We start from the raw sequence: 16,496 nt of genomic DNA on the forward strand, positions 1-16,496 counted from the left end.
GATCGAACGTCTGGAGACTTGAGATGGAATTCCTTCCCACCCTGTGGTTTGTGATCATCGCGTACCTCTGGACCGGGTACCTCCTCCTTGAGGGGTTTGATCTCGGCGTCGGCATGCTGATGAAGCTGTTCGCCCGCACCGACCAGGACCGCCGGGTGCTCCTTAATACCGTAGGACCGGTTTGGGACGGCAACGAGGTGTGGCTCATTACAGCTGGCGCGGCGACCTTCGCGGCCTTTCCCTTCTGGTACGCGTCGCTCTTCTCGACCCTGTATCTGCCTCTTTTGCTGGTTCTGATCGGATTGATCTTTCGCGCTGTCGGCTTCGAGTACCGGGGGAAAGGCGATACGGAGGCATGGCGCAACCGGTGGGACTGGGCCATCGCGCTCGGGTCGCTGGTGTCAGCGTTTGGCATCGGTGCGGCTCTTGCCCTCACAACGACGGGGCTGCCCATCAATGCCAATGGCGACCGGGAAGGGGGAGCCTTCGTTTGGTTGAACGGCTACGCGGTCCTTGGCGGATCAGCTGTCGTGCTTTTCAGCCTGATCCATGCCCTGGGGTTCCTGGTGCTCAAAACCGATGGCGACATCCGCGACCGTGCGCGGCGACAATTTCTCAGGTGGCTACCACTGGGGTTACTGCCGATGGCGGGCTGGGCCATCGGGGTGCACGCCGCCGGTGGCAAAACCATCACCATGCTCACGCTAGTGATCGCCGTGGTTGGCGCTGCCTCTGCGTGGACCATGGCGCGCCGGCGCCGGGATGGGTGGAGTTTCGTCGGGATGGCTGTCTTCCTTGCCGCTGGCACCACCACGATTTTCACGGCCGCGTTCCCCGTGGTCCTGCCGTCGACCCTGGACGCCGCGTTTGACCTCACGGTTTCCAACGCATCATCCTCGGGGTACACGCTGGGAGTCATGAGCGTCGTCGCCCTCGTGGGGTTGCCCGCCGTGCTCCTCTACCAGGGCTGGACCTACTGGGTGTTCCGCAAGCGTGTCAGCCGTAGCCAGATCCCGGCCGCGCATGCCGTGACAGCACAGTGAGACCCGCGCTACCCGTTGGTGCGGCCAGCAGACGCGCCCTCTACCTCCTCGGCCTGCTCGCGGCGCTGAAGGCGGCTGGCCTGGTCCTGATTGCCCAGGCCGTGGCTTCCGGCATCGCATCCCTCGCAGTTTCCGACGCTGCAGGAAGCATCGACTGGCCGGTTATCTTCGTGCCGGGGATCGCCGGAGCCGTCCTCCGGGCGCTGGCCACCTGGTGGCAGGACACCGTTGCCCAACGGGCCGCCACCCATTCCAAGGAGGAGCTGCGATCAGCAATCACCACCCGCGTGCTGAACGACGGCGGCACCTCGGCGGACGCCGGGACCGGCGCTCTCAGCGTGCTGGTCACCCGGGGGCTCGACGGCCTCGACAACTACTACACCAAGTACCTGCCCGCGCTCGTGACCTGCGCTGTGGTTCCGTTGCTGATTGGGGCACGTATAGTTGTCGCCGACTGGCTCAGCGCCGTCGTCATCCTGGTGACGGTGCCCCTGATCCCCGTGTTCATGATCCTGATCGGCCAGCATACCCAGGACAAGGTACAGGAGGCCTCGGCGTCGCTGAACCGGCTCTCCGACCATCTCCTCGAACTGTCCCGCGGACTGCCGGTGCTCGTGGGGCTGGGCCGGGCTGGCAGTCAAACCCGTGCCCTGCGGGACGTCGCCGGGCAGTATCGAACCAAGACCCTTGAAACGTTGAAGGTTGCGTTCCTGTCTTCCCTTGCCCTGGAACTGATCGCCACCATCTCGGTGGCACTGGTCGCGGTGGTCATCGGAGTCCGGCTCATCGGCGGAGATCTGAGCCTCGAGATCGGGCTGCTGGCCCTGATCCTCGCCCCCGAGTGCTACCAACCGCTTCGCGACCTGGGCGCGGCGCACCATGCGAGCGAGGACGGCCTTGACGCGCTTGAGCGGTCCCGCCGGATCACCGACGCACCAGCGGTCCGCGTGCTACTGCCCGACACCGGCGCGCCAGCGAACGCCTCAGCGGTCTCCGTCAGCGGCCTCACCATCGGGTACGACGGGCGGGACGGAAACCTGGTTTCAAACCTCGACTTCATATTGGGTGCAGGAACGATCACCGCCCTCACCGGAGCCAGCGGTACCGGAAAAACCTCAGTGCTGGAAGTACTGGCCGGTCTCCGCGGGGACGGGGCAGGTATGCGGGTTACCGGAACCATCACGGGGGTGCGACGGCAACAGATTGCCTGGATTCCGCAGCACCCCGTGTTGACGGCGGACACAGTCGCCAACGAGATTGGCCTCTACTCGGGTCTGGACAGTGCCGTTCAACGGAGGGCGGCAGCGGTTCAAGCCCTCATCCAGGTGGATGCTGTGGGGTTGCTTGATGCTCGCAGCGGCGATCTGAGCCCCGGCGAGCTGCGTCGAGTTGCGGTAGCGCGAGCGCTGGCACGGATCGCCCACGCCGACGTCGTCCTGCTCCTCGCCGATGAGCCGACGGCTCACCTGGATGCCCACGGCGCTCGTTCCGTCGAGGCAGCCCTGGCGTGCCTGCGCGGGCATACGACAGTACTGCTGGTTGCGCATAACCCGGAGACGGCGTCGCTAGCTGACCAGGTAGTCGGGATTCATGGTGGTGTCCCTGTCGGCCACGACCGCGCAACGAGGTCAGCGGGGAACGCTGCGGCCACCGTTCAGCCTGACAAGATCAATGCGCTTCCCGCCGGGGGCGCACCGGTCGCGGTAGGAAAAGTGTCGCTCGCCCGCAGCGTAGCGATCGTGCAGCCGTGGCGGCGTCGTTTTGTGTCCGCGTTGCTCTTCGGTGCCAGCGCCACCTTGTTCGCTGTAGCGCTGACCGCGGTCTCCGGGTGGATGATCGTGAGGGCCTCTGAGCAGATTCCCATCCTGTTCCTGCTGACGGCGATTGTCGGAGTGCGCTTCCTGGGTATCGGACGGTCGGTATTGCGCTACTGCGAGCGACTGCGCCTGCACGATGCGGTCTTCGAAAGTACCAACACGCTGCGGTTACGGCTGTGGAATGGGCTGCTGGAACGTCCGGCCGCGTGGCGGAATGTGGCCCGCGGGGGCAAAGTCCTTGAACAGCTCATCGGCGACGTCGACGAGTTACGCGACCTCACGCCGCGGGCAGTGTTTGCCCCCCTGGTGGGGGTCCTCACTGCTGTTGCCGCGTCCATCACCACCGCCATGGTGCTTCCCGCCGGTTTGCCGTGGCAGGTGGCTCTGGTTGCGGTGTGTCTGGTGGGGTCGCCGCTACTCGTAGTCGCTGCGGACCGCTCTTCGCGCCGTGCGGCGGTTGGCCTCAAGGCCGAGATTCTTGACAGCACGTCTCGGATGCTCGCCGCCGCACGGGATCTCAGCGCTAATTCAGCGGCCGGGGTGGTGCGGTCGGACATCCGTCGGCTGGAAGCTGCTTTGTCGGCCACCTTGGACCGCGCCGCCTGGGCGCAGGGGTTGGCCAACGCGCTAACGGTATTGACTTGTTCGCTTGGTTCCCTGGCCATGCTAAGCGCAGCCGACGGAGTGAGCCCGGCCGCCGCCGCCGCTGTCATCCTGCTGCAGCTCGCCCTGATCGAACCCTTTATTGCCGTCAACGCTGCCGTGCAGCAGTTCAGCGCATGGCGATCAGTCGGAGACCGGGTGCTGCCGAATCTTGGGACTGGCGCGATCCGATCAGATCAGGAGGCATCAGGCAGTCGCCCGGTAGACTCCCTCGAACTGAGTGACGGCACATACAGCTATCCCGGACAAACGACCCCCGCAATTTCCAGCGTCTCACTGAGCGTCAGGCGAGGGGAGTGGCTGGCGGTTATCGGGCCTTCAGGTAGTGGGAAGTCCACGCTGATCGGGCTGCTGCTTGGGTTCCTGCCGCTCGATTCAGGGCGTTACCTGATCAACGGCCAGCCGCCGGAATCCAGCGCTGGCAGCATCGCGACAGATGGCGGAACTGTTCCTGAGGAGGGGCCGCGAATCGCGTGGTGTCCGCAGGAAGCGCATCTGTTCAAATCCAGCATTCGAACCAACCTATTGCTGGCGCGGAGCGCTGCTGACCGCCCAAATGACGCGGAGCTCCTCACAGCATTGGATCGTTCAGGTCTTGGAGACTTCGTCCGGACTCTTCCTGAAGGTTTGAATACGCCCATCGGATCTGGCGGGACCTTGCTTTCCGGGGGGCAAAAGCAACGCCTCGCCGTTGCTCGAGCGTTGCTTACGCAAGCAGATGTCGTACTGCTGGACGAGCCGACCGCGCATCTGGACCGAGACGCCGCGCGCCAACTACTGGCTGACCTTCGCTTGGGGCTAGCTGACAAACTGGTGGTGCTGGTCACGCACAACGACGACGAAACCGAGCTTTGTGAGTCTCGTCTTGATCTGGCTACTGCGGGGAGGGGAGCGCGGGCGGCATGAGGTCTTCTTCGGGGAAGCGTGACGGGGCAGTATTCGGCGACACCCGGACCATAACCACTAAATGTTTATACATTCCATCTTTGCCTATTACAGTGGTGGAGAGCCCACCTCCATGGGTGCGAATGTGACGGTTGGCTATGCGCCAACTAGTCCACTCGGTTAGCTGTCGGCATGTTGGGCATGTCGGCAGCTAACTGTCGACAGGCCCAGAATTGCCGACGTGATGGTGGTCGAACCGAAGGATTCACGGATGAAGTATCCTCGTAGCATCATGAAGTGCACACCAAATAGTTGAGGTCAGTTGATCAATCACGACCAGAAGTCGCCCTTGACTTCACCGGCAAACAAGGCCGGAAATCGATCTTCGACTCCGTTGTGGAAAACTGTCAGCGCCGACCTGCTCAGCGAGGTGCGTGGAGGCGCGTTCGACCAGGGGTTTCCGGGGGAGCTGGCGCTAGCCGAAAAATACGGTGTCAGCCGGGGAACCATCCGCGCTGCCCTGCGGCCGTTGCGTGACGCTGGCCACGTGACGGCGCACCCTGGCAGGAAGCCGAAAGTCGTCGCTGGCATGAGCACTGCTTTCGGACCGATCTATAGCGTTCTGGCATCTATTCGTGAATCGGGAATGAGCCACCGCAGTGTGGTCCTGGAACAGCACATCGTTAACGAACCCGAGGTGGCGGCGAGACTTTCTCTGGGACCGGACGCGGAATTGTTCCACCTGTCCCGTGTGCGTCTTGCGGACGGGGAGCCGATCGTGCTGGATCAAGTCTGGCTGCCTGCGGACATTGCCCGAAAACTCCTCACCGTGGACTTTTCTGACAAAGCGTTGTACGGCGAGTTGGACCGCCGTTGTGGGATTGTGCTCGACGGCGGAACGGAGCAGCTCACGGCCGTGCTCGCGACTGCCGGGCAGGCCAGCCATCTGGACTGCCCAGCGGGTTCTCCGCTGCTGTTGGTCGAGCGGATCGGATGTTACCGCGCAACCTCGCTCGAGTTCCGCCGCAGCTACGTGCTGGGCGACAGATTCGCCATCACGACGTCCTTCGGATGCAAACTGGAGACAGCTGCGCAGGATGCTGGCGCGGGAAAATAGCTGGAATAGCCGTAGGAGAGCTGTCACGCTCCGCTAATGTCGACGATGGTGCCAACGGCCACGCCAGCGGCGACAACGAAGATCACCACCGCGAATACGATGTTGACAAGACGGTCATCGAGCCGATGCGAGAGCCGGGAGGCAGCGAAGGAACCGAGAACCGCAGCTCCGCTGAAGGCCAAGGCAATCGGCCAGTCGATGGTGAAACCGGAAGCGTGGGCCCAGAGCCCGGCGGTGGAGTTGAGGACAATGATCACCAACGAGGTGCCCACGGCCTGCCTCATGGGGATTCCGAGCAGGAGGGTCAAGGCCGGAATGATCAGGAACCCACCTCCAACTCCCAGCAACCCTGTCAGCACTCCAACCAGGATACCTACGGCCAGTGCGCGGAGAATGCAGGATTTCCACGCGGGATCCCCATTTGGGCTGCAGGGGCCTGAGGACTCTGCGGTGTTCTGAAGCATCCGAATCCCGACCGCGATCATTAGTGCGGAGAAGGCCAACATCAAAACGTTGGGGTCCAGTAACCGACCGAGCGCGGTTCCGGCCCACGCGGCTGGTACCCCGGCCGTACCGACGATGAGTGCGATTCGCCAGTTGATCCCGCTGCTGAAACGTGGCAGCACCGCGGCGAGGGATGAAAGGCCCACGACCAGCAGCGAGGTAGGGATGGCATCGCCAGGTTCCATTCCTACCCCGTAGACCAGAGCTGGCACCGCGATGATGGATCCGCCGCCACCGATGAGACCCAAGGCAATGCCGACGACGAGGCCCAGGGCTACCGCCGGAATCATGTGGCTCGCTCTATACGATCCGGCGTAGGGTCTGCGGGAACGGGCAGCATGAGCAATTTACGACCGGCTGGGTGGGCCGGGATGATCCACCTGGTCACCGTATTTTCGTTTCGGACGTTCGAACGGTTTCCCCCCGGTTGAGCGTCATGGGGGATGGTAGAGGGCACCGGTCCTCGGATGTCGCGCGTTTTTGGAAGGCCCACAGCAGTAATCCGATAGAAGTGGCTGCCAGCAGCGGCTGGATGGGTTCAAAGTACTGCATGGCTCCGGAGGTGCCCAACGCCAGCAGAACCAATTTGTTGCAGACAGGACAGCCGACGGCGAAGAAGGCGAGCATCGTGCCGGCGGCGCCGGAACGGGCATTGCCTTCTGTCGCTGGCTTGGACAGACGTGACACATAGGTGGCAACCACCAGTCCGGTGAGAATAGCGGTGATCCCGGCCACCGGGAAGGACCACCAGGTGGGCGGGACTTCGCGGGTGAAGAAAGGTGTATCGATGAGGTCGGTCGGGACGGCAATGACGACGTACGTGATGACTGCGGCCCCCGCAGCGGCGAGCCAGCGGCGGCGTGGCCAGAGCCCCAGTGCTGCCATCAAGGGTGGGCGGCTGGTCATTTGTTGTGCTCCTTTTCCGCCGGTACTGAACCAGGGTTGACGCTGGCCCGACCAGAATTGGTTCGTTGGCTGCGGACATACAGAATGACGGCTATCACCAGTGCCCCCGCCGCTCCAACAGAGAACAGGGTGTTGGTCACACCGGATGCTGCTCCGCTGACTGCATTTTCAAGCTGGAACTGATCTGAGACGGTCAGAACTCCGCCGAGTCCAGCGGTGCCGTCGGTGACTATAAGCAGCACTCCAATGCCAACGGAGAGAATGCCTGAGATGATCATGATCCACGAGTTGGACCAGCGCCCGATCGTGACCGGGCGGGGGCGTAACCAGCGGCGTCCGGAGATGCCAAGACGGTCCCACATGAGGGACAAAGCGAACAGCGGCAGAGCCATGCCCAGCGCGTAGATGGCCAGCAGGATGCCTCCATAAAGCGCGTTGCTGCCGACTGCCGCAACCGTCAGGATGGACCCGAGGATCGGTCCGGTGCACACTCCGGCAACACCGTAAACCGTGCCCAGAACGAAAACCGAGAGCCGCGACGAGCCAGCCTGGGTGTTGTTGCGGACAAAGGATGGCATCCGGATCCCGGCGATTTGCGCCACTCCTAGCGCGATCACAAGGGTGGCGGCCACCATGATCAAGATGCTGCGGTGCTGGGTTACCAGCGATCCGAGGGCGCCGGCAAATATTCCCAGGGGTACCAAGGTGGTGATCAGTCCCAGATAGAACAACCCGGTCCTGGCCAGAAGCCTGCTTTTCGTCGAGAAGGCGTAGGCAAAGAACGCCGGCAGTAACAAAGCCGAACACGGGCTTAACAGGGTCAAGACACCGCCAAGAAAAGCTCCGGCGTAACCAATCTCCATTAGTTGACTTCGGCTTGTTTGAGGGCTGTGTCAATGGCTTCTTCGAAGGTGGCCAGCGGCTGTGCCCCGACGAACGGTGTGCCATTGACCAGGAAAGTGGGCGTTCCGGTCGCGCCGAGTGCTGTGGCCTCCTGCGAATCGGTGGTTACGGCCTGCTTCAGTTCCTCGGAGTCGAGGTCCGCTTCGAACGTGGCCATATCCGGGACACCTACCTCCGCCGCAATTTCCAGGAGACGTTCGCGGGGCAGTTCGGCGTGGCCCCGTTCGGGTGCGATCTCGAAGACCGCTTTATTGAATTCCCAGAACAGGCCCTGCTCGCCGGCCGCACGGCCCGCGACTGCGGCGGCGAAGGATTCGTCGCCGAAGACGGGTAGATCCCGCCATTCGATCCGCAGGTCGCCGCTTTCGACGTACTTGTCCACGAGGGGTGGGAGAGTATCGCGGGCAAACAGTCCGCAGAAAGGGCAGCGGTAGTCTGCGTACTCAATCATCACCACAGGCGCGTCGACATCGCCGAGCGCTGTCGGGTCATCCGCTATTCTGCGGGAGACGTCCAGTTCTGTTTCACTGGACTCGGGAGAGTTTTGGGTCTCCGGCACTGCCTGGGCATTCTGGGAGACTCCTCCCTGGTAGGCAAGGATGCCAACAAACAACAACAGGACGGCTGAAGCGAAGGCGGCGATCACCACAATGATGGTTCGTCGATGTGGACCACCACTGGAGGGTGTTTGGTGCGACGACATTCAGACTCCTGACCTACATAGGTTGATCGTAATGTTTATACATTTACTCTACGGGTGGCGTCGGGCGATACGAAATCAATCGTTTATAGCGCAGTTCTGCTGTTTTCCCAGCGGCCGCTGGGCAGCAGAATGCTTCAGTTGCAGCGACTCTTCGACGCTGGACTCCGCTGGAATGGTGTGTCGCGAGGCCGAAGCAGCCGGGCCAGGCCCCCCTTCGCGGACTAACCAACATATTGCTTGCCTGCACGTGCAAGGGGGTGTCCGGTCACTCGGTGTGACCGGACACCCCCTTCATGCTCCGGGTATTGAATCGCAAAGGTAGGAAACAGGGGTGCCTAGTTCGTAGGTATCCCGTCTCGCCCTACCCGCACGTCGTTACGCGTCCGGTACATGCACCTGTCTAGCCATTGACCCGGTAGTACATCGAGCCAGAGCCGACATCGACGCTTTCGATGACGGTCTGATTCCCATTCCACCCGCTGTGTACGGCCTCTCCGTTTCCGAGATAAACGGCGTTGTGCGAGAAGCCCATCCCTCCATCGGCGTAGTAGATGAAGTCCCCGGGCTGAGGAGTTGAGACCGGGGTCGCGTAGGTCATCAAGGACTCTGGTGACTCATCCCCCACGCCCTGCTTGCCAACTGCCCGCAAAGCAACTTCGCCGAGAACGGTGCAGTCCTGCGTTGCACCCATCTGTGCCATTGCAGCGTCGAGGATCGCTTCATTGACGGAAGATGGGGCGGCTTCATCTTCGTAGATGATCGACTCAACGACGGACGCAAGATAGATCCCGCCGGAGGGAGTGGACGCGGATGCAGCAGCGGATGCGGCGGTGGGTGCGGCGGTGGGTGTTGCAGTGGATGCGGCAGCGACGGTCGGTTCGTTGTCCAAACCCCCTGCTGCGGAAAGCACGATGACGTCGCCCGGATAGATGACGGAGTCCAGGCTGAGGCCATTCAGAGACAGGATTGTGGCCAGACTGACGTCGTGGCGTTTTCCGATCAGTCCGAGGGTATCCCCTGATGAGACTGTGTACGTCCGTGCCTCGGCGGCGGCTCCGGCGGCGGGCAGCGCGTTCGATGGCGAAACCGTCGTCGCGGCGATTCCTGTAACCGGATCGGAGGCTACAGCTCCTGCCTGCGCGGGCAACGCCATACCGAGGAGCAAGCCTGAGCCGACCACGAAAACAGCTGCCTGTCGGCCGGCGATTTGACCCTGCCCGGCGGTCCCCTTCACGATGATGGACATTGTGCTGCAGTTCGCCCGGTGTCGGCCTCGTGTATTTCCTATTGACATGTGTCTACCTCTCCCAATACCTACGAGGTGAGCTGTCGGATTCGGGTGGGAGCCACCCGGTCGCCGGATGTGGATGTCCGGACGACTTAACCCCAAGGATCTGTTGGACCCGTTATTGGTTCCCCCGCCTCTGCCGGAGCTTTCTGATCTTCGTACCTTGGCCAGCGGCAGAGTTCGGTAATAGGCCAAGGGTGCCGAATCGTTTGAAGGGCACCTCATCAAGCTACACGAAATTTGGTCTTATGTCACAATCTCATAACGATTTACTCAGGCGGGAATATTCGGCGCAGGGCGCGGCAACAGATTGTCGAACGCGGGTGACGGTTCATGACCCACCCGGAAACATCGCGCCAATAGTGACTGACATATAATGTATAGACATTTAAGCAAAAAGGAAAGTCGACGTCGGTGGCCTGGCAGCACGCGGGACCCGGTAGTGGGGGTGGAGTGCCGGGATGGGCAGCGCGTCGACAGCGACCACCACCCAGGACAAATCATGTCAAGCCGTTGCTCGCGTGGGTCGGTATCGCAGGGCGACCGCTCCCGACTGGAACTCATGGCGATCCACGAGCTTGAGCGGGATTCGCTCGCGCAGGCGGGCGAGCAACATTGGCCCGTGTCCGGCAAGGACCGGGTGAACAACGAACTCGTACTCGTCGATCAGTCCCAGGTCCGCCAGCGCCAGGGGGAGCGTCACGCCACCCACGTACAGGCCCTTGCCTGGCTCCTGCTTGAGCTGTTGAACCGCTTGCCTCAAGTCGCCTCGCAGTAGGTCGGCATTCCAATCGACCCCAGTCAGTGTGCTCGACACGACGTACTTCTTCGCCCGGTCGATAGTCTCGGCGAACGGGATTTCCCACTCATCCATCCAGTCGGGCCACGGGCCCGCGGCCGGCTTCCGCCACGCCGACTCCATCATCTCGTACGTCACCCGGCCGAATAGCAGGGCATCGACTCGTTCCATCTCAGCGGTCCAGTAGCGCATCGATTCCTCGTCCGGGGGGAGTCCTGCCTCGTGATGGCAGCAGCCGTCGAGCGTGACGTTGATCGAGTATCGAAGTGGTCTCATCTCGTTGCTCTTCCTTGATGTGCGCCGCGCGTGCACCGAATCTAGATGACTGCCGGCGCGGTCCTATCATCGGCGCCCCGATCGCACCTGCTCAACACCGTCGTGGTGCGAACCAGACCGCAGACCGAGCGCGCGACTGATTCGGCGATCGGCCTGCAGCGATGGCGAGTAGGCTCGTGTCACCGAATGCGCGGAGCCATGGCTCGCCGGAGAGTGACTTCCATACAGGCCAAGTGCGTCCTTAATGACAGGCCGCCAACCGCTCTCCGTGGTCGCCTCCGGTGAGACGTCGGTGGCTGCCAGTGGGCAGATCGCGATAGTGGTTCCTGCTGGCGCCGCGCGGTGATTCGTCCACTCCTGACTTGTCCGGGCTCTGACCCTACTTATGGGGCTACGCCTCAATAGACCCTTACCCTGCTGCCTCGATCTTCTTCTTGAGATGGTAGTCGGATTACCCGGTTATGAGACACCTACGCGCACCGCGACGCATACTGGACTCATGGCACGTACCCCGGATCACAACCCATCATCATCCGAAGAGCCTCACACATCGATAGCGCAATCTGGATCCCGACCGAGGCGGAGATCATGGGTGGTCCCGGTCTCAATCCTTGCCGGAGTCCTCGTCAGCGTCGTGTTTGCTGCGCTTAATGCACTGCAACTGGGGTCATTACAACGTGCACTGGACGGACTCGCGATGCCGGAGACGTTCATGACCGGATATCAGCCGGGGTACGTGGGACAGGTCCAGTCGCTTATGACCGACGAACTTTATGAGCAGTATGGCGCCGCGCACTACCTATGGGGTGTGCTGTTCCCCGTGGTTTTCGCCGCTACTCTGGTCCTGCTCATCTGGCGCCTCACAGCACGTCGACGGATCAGGTGGTTGCTTCTGCCAATTCCGGTAATTTACCTGTGTGTGGACATCGCCGAGAACATTCTCATCGAGACGATGTTCGCCGCGATTCCGGTCGATCCGGGCACGGTGGCGATAGCGTCAGCCTTCACGGTACTGAAATTTGTTCTCCTGGCAGCATGCTTCGCCGTCATCCTCATTGCACTGCAAGTTAGACCACGAAGCACATAGCTGCGCAGCCCGTAGTACCTCCACGCGACAAAACGTTTATACATTTGGGCAATTGGGTTAGCGTGTACTTCAAATGGGTCGCACGTGTCTGGCGACGCACAGCCGGGCCCAACGCACATGACGTCTAGCTGGGCTTGGCGTCAAGAAAGGAACCACTATGTCCACTAACAAACTTTCGCTGACAGCCAGTGCAGCGGGCGCGCCCGGGGTACTGCTGCATGGTGCGGGACAGGGGGTGTTGGACGGGTTGTCCAGCGTCCTGCGCAGCGGGATCAATACGATGGCCGCTCTCCCCGACGGCACGGCCATCGAGATCATCATCCAGGGACGTGGTGTGGCATTGCTGGCCGCGGGATCGGAACTGACTGCGGAAGTTGCTGGTGTCCTCGAAAAAGGACTGCGGGTGCTGGCGTGCGAAAACAGCATGCGCTCGGTCGAGGTGGAGTCGCACCAATTGCTGCCGGGGGTAGGCGTAGTGCCCGCTGCCACTGCACACCTGGCAGCTCGTCAGTGGGAGGGATGGGCCTACGTTCGGCTCTGAGTCCGCGAGCGTCGGCGCCAGTTGAAGGAGTCCTCAACCCGCATCTCAAGAGTGGTGGGTAGGGCGGTCAAGCCGGGGCGGCGTTGCTTCCGTTCGAATTTGAGGACCGTATTAGTCCTTCAATTGAATCAGCCGAAGAACTGTACGCCGGAATCGGTTCAACGAACGTTGCACCCCAAGAGCCCTCTGCCGCTGCCAGCTCTGCGGTTGAAGTGGGTGGAACTTTCTGACCATGCAGAGGAAGTGCTGCGTCCTTGCATTTCCTCATTCAAGCCGATACCCTAGGGGGTATACTATCCCGGAACTAGGAGGCACCATGTGTCGGACAACGACATGTAAACAATGCGGAAAGACAACCTGGGCAGGATGCGGCCAGCACGTCGATCAGGTAATGCGGGGCGTGCCAAGTTCTCAGCAATGTCGCGGCCACGTAAAGGAAGCCAAAGGAAAAGAAGGAATCTTCTCACGGCTATTCCTGCGACGGTAAAATCGCGGCCAGATCCGTGCAACCAATTCAAATCCGGTGTCACCAATAAACTCGCCGTTATCTGAAACGGCGCGTGTCACGGGTGTCGGCGTACTTGATCCCCTCACACGGCGCCGTGGCCTGGCACTGAATTGAAACGCCGGGTGATCGCCAACAACCAGGATTGCGGCAACTGCTGCCCCTAACCACACGCAGTCGGGATTCCACCGCGTGTGGTTAGGGGCAGCAGTTATGCCCGCCGCTCAGTCCCTCGCTGCGCGGATGGCGGATCGTAGGCCCGAGATTGCCGGCAGGCCCGCCAAGCCCATCCCGTTGCTGTAGACCCGGCAGGAGATCGCCGGTTCGCCTGAGGCCGAAAAGGCATCCTGACCGTCCAGGACGAAGGTTGGAGAACCATGAAAATCCAGAGCCTTCGCCTGACCATCGGTGCTGACTACCCGTAGGCGTATCGTCGTGGCATCGAGGGACTCGAGGGCAAGCGCCCGTGCGAACAAAGCTCGCGCGGCTTCTGTATTGGGGCAGCCGGTGATGACGCGCAATTCACATTCCACGAGGGCCTTCTCCTTCACTCAAAGCTGTGATAGATCTTTGCAGCAGGTCCGCCAGTAAATCGCTCGCCCTCCCAAGGTTCAGCTGATGTCAGCCTTCTGTTAATGCCCGGCCTTCACGCACTGAGGTGGTGATCTGTGCTGCGCATGCGTAAGGCTACGACCAAACCGGAGATTGCTGTGAGAATGGCGATCACGGCAACTGCCGTGGGTATTCCATAGGCGTCGGCGAGGATGCCGGATAGCAGCGCTCCGATTGCGAAGCCGCCGTCGCGCCACAGCCTGTAGATACCGACGGACCTCGCCCGCCAAACCGGATGGGCAACATCGCCGATGGCGGCCAGCAACGCGGGGTACACCATAGCCGTCCCGGCGCCAAGCAAGATCGCCGCTGTTAGCCAGATCTCGAAGTCCTGGCCCGCAGCCACCATTCCAAGCGCCACCGCCTGGACGATCATGCCGCCAGCGATCAGCGGCTTGCGCCCGATCCGGTCGGAGAGGGCCCCGGTGATCAGTTGCCCAGCCCCCCACACGGCTGGGTAGGTGGCAGCGAGGACAGCGATTTGTTCAATGCTGAGCCCGGCGGCGGCGAATAGAACGGGGAACAGGCCCCAGGCCAGGCCATCGTTGAGGTTGTTCACCATGCCCGCCTGGCTAACCGAGGACAATGACCTGTCGCGAAAGCTGGTCAGAGTGAAAATGTTGCGGTTACTGAGCCCTGGGTGGTTCCCGTCGTGAAGCGGTGCGTGGGCGGCGGCTTCAGCGGTGGCGTGGTGGTGGGTTTCGCGCACGGTCAGGACAGACAAGCCAAGTCCAACGGCGATGAAGGCTGCGCCGAGGAGGAAAGGGCCGGGGCGCAACCCGTACTCGGACGCGATGTAACCCGTCGCGAGGGCTGTGCTGGCGACGCCGAGATAGCCAGCGGCCTCGTTCAGACCCATAGCCATACCCCGACGTTCGTGACCCACCAGGTCCATCTTCATGATCACTGTAGTGGACCAGGTTAGACCTTGGCTGATCCCCAGGACTACGTTGGCCCCGACAATCCACTCCCAGGAGGGCGCGAAGATCAACAGCACCGGCACCGGGAGGGCAATGAGCCAGCCAGCAACCAGGACGGGCTTGCGGCCGTGACGGTCGGAAAGGGAACCGGCGAAGTAATTGGTGGCCGCTTTTGCCAGACCGAATGCGAGGATGTAGGTCAAGGCCGCCGTGTACTGGTCGAGGTGGAAGACTTCCTCCGCGAGGAGGGGCAGTATGGTGCGTTCCTGGCCGAGGGTGCCGCCGACGAGGGCGTTCACCGCCACGAGCAGCATAAACTGGGCGAAATTTTGTCGCAGACCCAGAACAATGTTTCCGGCTGTCCCGGATTGTGGACGGGAGGGGGTGCGATCGGTCATCTGTTGCGCACTCCGTATGGCTCGGTCGGACGTCGGCGGCGGCGACCCGGTTTCCCGGGCCACCGCCGCCGACGAGTGGATTCTGGTGCTGTCCGGTTATGTTGCGGAGGCTGCCAGGTTCTGGTGTTCAGCCCAGGCCGCGTAGCTCCCATCGAGTTCGACGATGTCGTAGCCAGCACGGCGCAGGGCACTAGCGGCGACCGAGTTCCTGACGCCGCTTTGGCAGTACGTCACGATGGTACCCTCGGCAGGCAGCTGGTCGAGGTGCCACATGACGCGTCCACCGCTCAGCTGGCTGGATCCGGGGACGTGCCCTGCCGTGTGTTCGGTGCGGTTACGGACATCCAGCACCAAGGCTGCATCGAAGGTGTCCAGTTCCTCCGGCTGGATCAGGCGGGGGGTGCTCATGGGGAGTCCGGACAGCGTGGTGACGTAGCCGGAGACGTTGTCGATCCCAACCCGGACCAGATGATCCCACATTTCCTGAGCCTGTTCCCTTCCGTCTGCGAGCAGCACCAAGGGGTTCTTGTCGAATTCGGGGTTGACAACCCATGCACCATAGCTAGCCACGGACTTGCCGGCCGGTATGTTCAAGGAGCCGGTCACAGTGGCCTCGTGGACCTTGCTGTGAGAGCGCGTGTCGACGAAGGTCAAGGTGTCCTCGGCGAGGCCTTCGGCAACGGCGGCAAGGTCCAGTTCGGTCAGGGAGGCGCGTTCGCCCATAATTGCCGGGCCTTCGCGGTTCTCGCGCTTCATCCGTTCGAAGTAGGCGTGGGCATCGGGCTGACCGTCCAGCAACTCGTCAACAAAACCGGCCTCATCGTTGGCTGTGAGGTACGGACCCCACCAAGCGTAGAGACGCTCGTAGCCGACCGTGGATGACGGGATGGCGCCGAGGGCCTTGCCGCAGGCGCTGCCGGCACCATGCGCGGGGTGGACCTGGACATAATCGGGCAAGGTCAGGAATTTGTCCCGCAAGCTGGCGAAGAGCTGTTTGGCACCCTCGAACCGGGTGTCGATTCCGCCTGCCGCCTCGTCCAGCAGGTCCGGACGTCCCAGATCGCCGGAGAAGACGAAGTCGCCGGAGAGCAGGTAGCCGGGCTGGTCGCTGAATGCGCCGTCGGTCACGAGAAAAGACAGGTGCTCAGGGGTGTGCCCGGGGGTGTGGAGTGCCTGAATGCTGATGTTGCCGACGGTAATCTTGTCACCGTCAAACAGCCGTTCGCCGTCGAATTCGTATTGCCAGTCCGGTCCACCCTCGCCCGAGACATAAATGGTCGCGTCGGTGGCGGCGGCCAGTTCCCTGGTGCCGGAGAGGTAGTCGGCATGGATGTGTGTTTCGGCTACGGCAACGATTTTCATGCCGTTTTTCGCGGCCAACTCCTGGTACACCGCGATGTCACGTCGGCCATCAACAACCACGGCCGTGCCGTTGGCCTGGCAGCCGATCAGGTAACTGGCCTGAGCCAGGTCTTCATCGTAAATACGCTCAATAAGCATTGGTGTCTTCCTTTGTGAAGAGGTGGTGG

15 protein-coding genes and 1 riboswitch are annotated in these 16,496 nt (G+C 62.0%); of the genes, 6 read left to right on the plus strand and 9 right to left on the minus strand.

The window, feature by feature from the left end; genetic code table 11:
- The first annotated feature begins 23 nt into the window (after nucleotides 1–23).
- The 3 genes from cydB to ACX80G_RS14925 all read left to right on the plus strand — a co-directional run bounded on the left by cydB (nucleotide 24) and on the right by ACX80G_RS14925 (nucleotide 5,525).
- Nucleotides 24–1,043 carry a cytochrome d ubiquinol oxidase subunit II gene (gene cydB, locus ACX80G_RS14915; RefSeq protein WP_459308599.1) on the plus strand — a complete coding sequence of 340 codons (1,020 nt, stop codon included), beginning with the start codon at nucleotides 24–26 and terminating at the stop codon, nucleotides 1,041–1,043.
- Entirely contained in the window at nucleotides 1,040–4,429 is a 3,390-nt protein-coding gene (gene cydD, locus ACX80G_RS14920) for a thiol reductant ABC exporter subunit CydD (protein WP_459308601.1), read from the plus strand. The genes cydB and cydD overlap by 4 nt, the downstream gene beginning before the upstream one ends.
- Nucleotides 4,430–4,802: 373 nt before the next feature.
- Nucleotides 4,803–5,525 carry a GntR family transcriptional regulator gene (locus ACX80G_RS14925; RefSeq protein ID WP_459308602.1) on the plus strand — a complete coding sequence of 241 codons (723 nt, stop codon included), beginning with the start codon at nucleotides 4,803–4,805 and terminating at the stop codon, nucleotides 5,523–5,525.
- A gap of 23 nt (nucleotides 5,526–5,548) precedes the next feature.
- Here ACX80G_RS14925 and ACX80G_RS14930 read toward each other — a convergent pair whose 3' ends face one another.
- From ACX80G_RS14930 to ACX80G_RS14955, 6 genes are all read right to left on the minus strand, one after another.
- Nucleotides 5,549–6,319: a sulfite exporter TauE/SafE family protein gene (locus tag ACX80G_RS14930; protein ID WP_459308604.1), complete on the minus strand. Its 771-nt coding sequence runs from the start codon at nucleotides 6,317–6,319 to the stop codon at nucleotides 5,549–5,551.
- Nucleotides 6,320–6,413: 94 nt separating this feature from the next.
- A complete protein-coding gene (locus ACX80G_RS14935; RefSeq protein WP_459308605.1) occupies nucleotides 6,414–6,935 on the minus strand; it encodes a hypothetical protein in 522 nt (173 codons plus the stop codon).
- Nucleotides 6,932–7,798, minus strand: coding sequence for a cytochrome c biogenesis CcdA family protein (locus ACX80G_RS14940; protein WP_459308606.1), 867 nt, complete (start codon nucleotides 7,796–7,798; stop codon nucleotides 6,932–6,934). Before ACX80G_RS14940 ends, ACX80G_RS14935 begins: the two co-directional genes overlap by 4 nt.
- Nucleotides 7,798–8,541: a DsbA family protein gene (locus tag ACX80G_RS14945; protein ID WP_459308608.1), complete on the minus strand. Its 744-nt coding sequence runs from the start codon at nucleotides 8,539–8,541 to the stop codon at nucleotides 7,798–7,800. The genes ACX80G_RS14940 and ACX80G_RS14945 overlap by 1 nt, the downstream gene beginning before the upstream one ends.
- Before the next feature lie 400 nt (nucleotides 8,542–8,941).
- Nucleotides 8,942–9,787 carry a LysM peptidoglycan-binding domain-containing protein gene (locus ACX80G_RS14950; protein ID WP_459308610.1) on the minus strand — a complete coding sequence of 282 codons (846 nt, stop codon included), beginning with the start codon at nucleotides 9,785–9,787 and terminating at the stop codon, nucleotides 8,942–8,944.
- Nucleotides 9,788–9,838: 51 nt separating this feature from the next.
- A riboswitch (cyclic di-AMP (ydaO/yuaA leader) is annotated at nucleotides 9,839–9,986 on the minus strand.
- Nucleotides 9,987–10,334: 348 nt separating this feature from the next.
- Complete coding sequence (locus ACX80G_RS14955) at nucleotides 10,335–10,904, minus strand: dihydrofolate reductase family protein (RefSeq protein WP_459308611.1); 570 nt, start codon at nucleotides 10,902–10,904, stop codon at nucleotides 10,335–10,337.
- A 592-nt stretch (nucleotides 10,905–11,496) separates the two neighbouring features.
- Here ACX80G_RS14955 and ACX80G_RS14960 point away from each other — a divergent pair.
- From ACX80G_RS14960 to ACX80G_RS17135, 3 genes are all read left to right on the plus strand, one after another.
- Nucleotides 11,497–11,991, plus strand: a complete 495-nt coding sequence (locus ACX80G_RS14960) for a hypothetical protein (RefSeq protein WP_459308613.1) — start codon at nucleotides 11,497–11,499, stop codon at nucleotides 11,989–11,991.
- Between the two features lie 157 nt (nucleotides 11,992–12,148).
- Nucleotides 12,149–12,532: a DsrE family protein gene (locus tag ACX80G_RS14965; protein ID WP_459308614.1), complete on the plus strand. Its 384-nt coding sequence runs from the start codon at nucleotides 12,149–12,151 to the stop codon at nucleotides 12,530–12,532.
- A gap of 316 nt (nucleotides 12,533–12,848) precedes the next feature.
- A complete protein-coding gene (locus ACX80G_RS17135; RefSeq protein ID WP_525929873.1) occupies nucleotides 12,849–13,019 on the plus strand; it encodes a DUF8730 family Cys-rich protein in 171 nt (56 codons plus the stop codon).
- A gap of 242 nt (nucleotides 13,020–13,261) precedes the next feature.
- Here the strand turns inward: ACX80G_RS17135 and ACX80G_RS14970 are convergent, their stop codons facing one another.
- From ACX80G_RS14970 to ACX80G_RS14980, 3 genes are all read right to left on the minus strand, one after another.
- Entirely contained in the window at nucleotides 13,262–13,570 is a 309-nt protein-coding gene (locus ACX80G_RS14970) for a hypothetical protein (RefSeq protein WP_459308616.1), read from the minus strand.
- Nucleotides 13,571–13,683: 113 nt separating this feature from the next.
- A complete protein-coding gene (locus ACX80G_RS14975) occupies nucleotides 13,684–14,967 on the minus strand; it encodes an MFS transporter (protein ID WP_459308618.1) in 1,284 nt (427 codons plus the stop codon).
- A 96-nt stretch (nucleotides 14,968–15,063) separates the two neighbouring features.
- Nucleotides 15,064–16,467, minus strand: a complete 1,404-nt coding sequence (locus ACX80G_RS14980) for an MBL fold metallo-hydrolase (protein ID WP_459308619.1) — start codon at nucleotides 16,465–16,467, stop codon at nucleotides 15,064–15,066.
- Nucleotides 16,468–16,496 lie beyond the last annotated feature (29 nt).

The organism is Arthrobacter glycogeni, assembly GCF_054510815.1.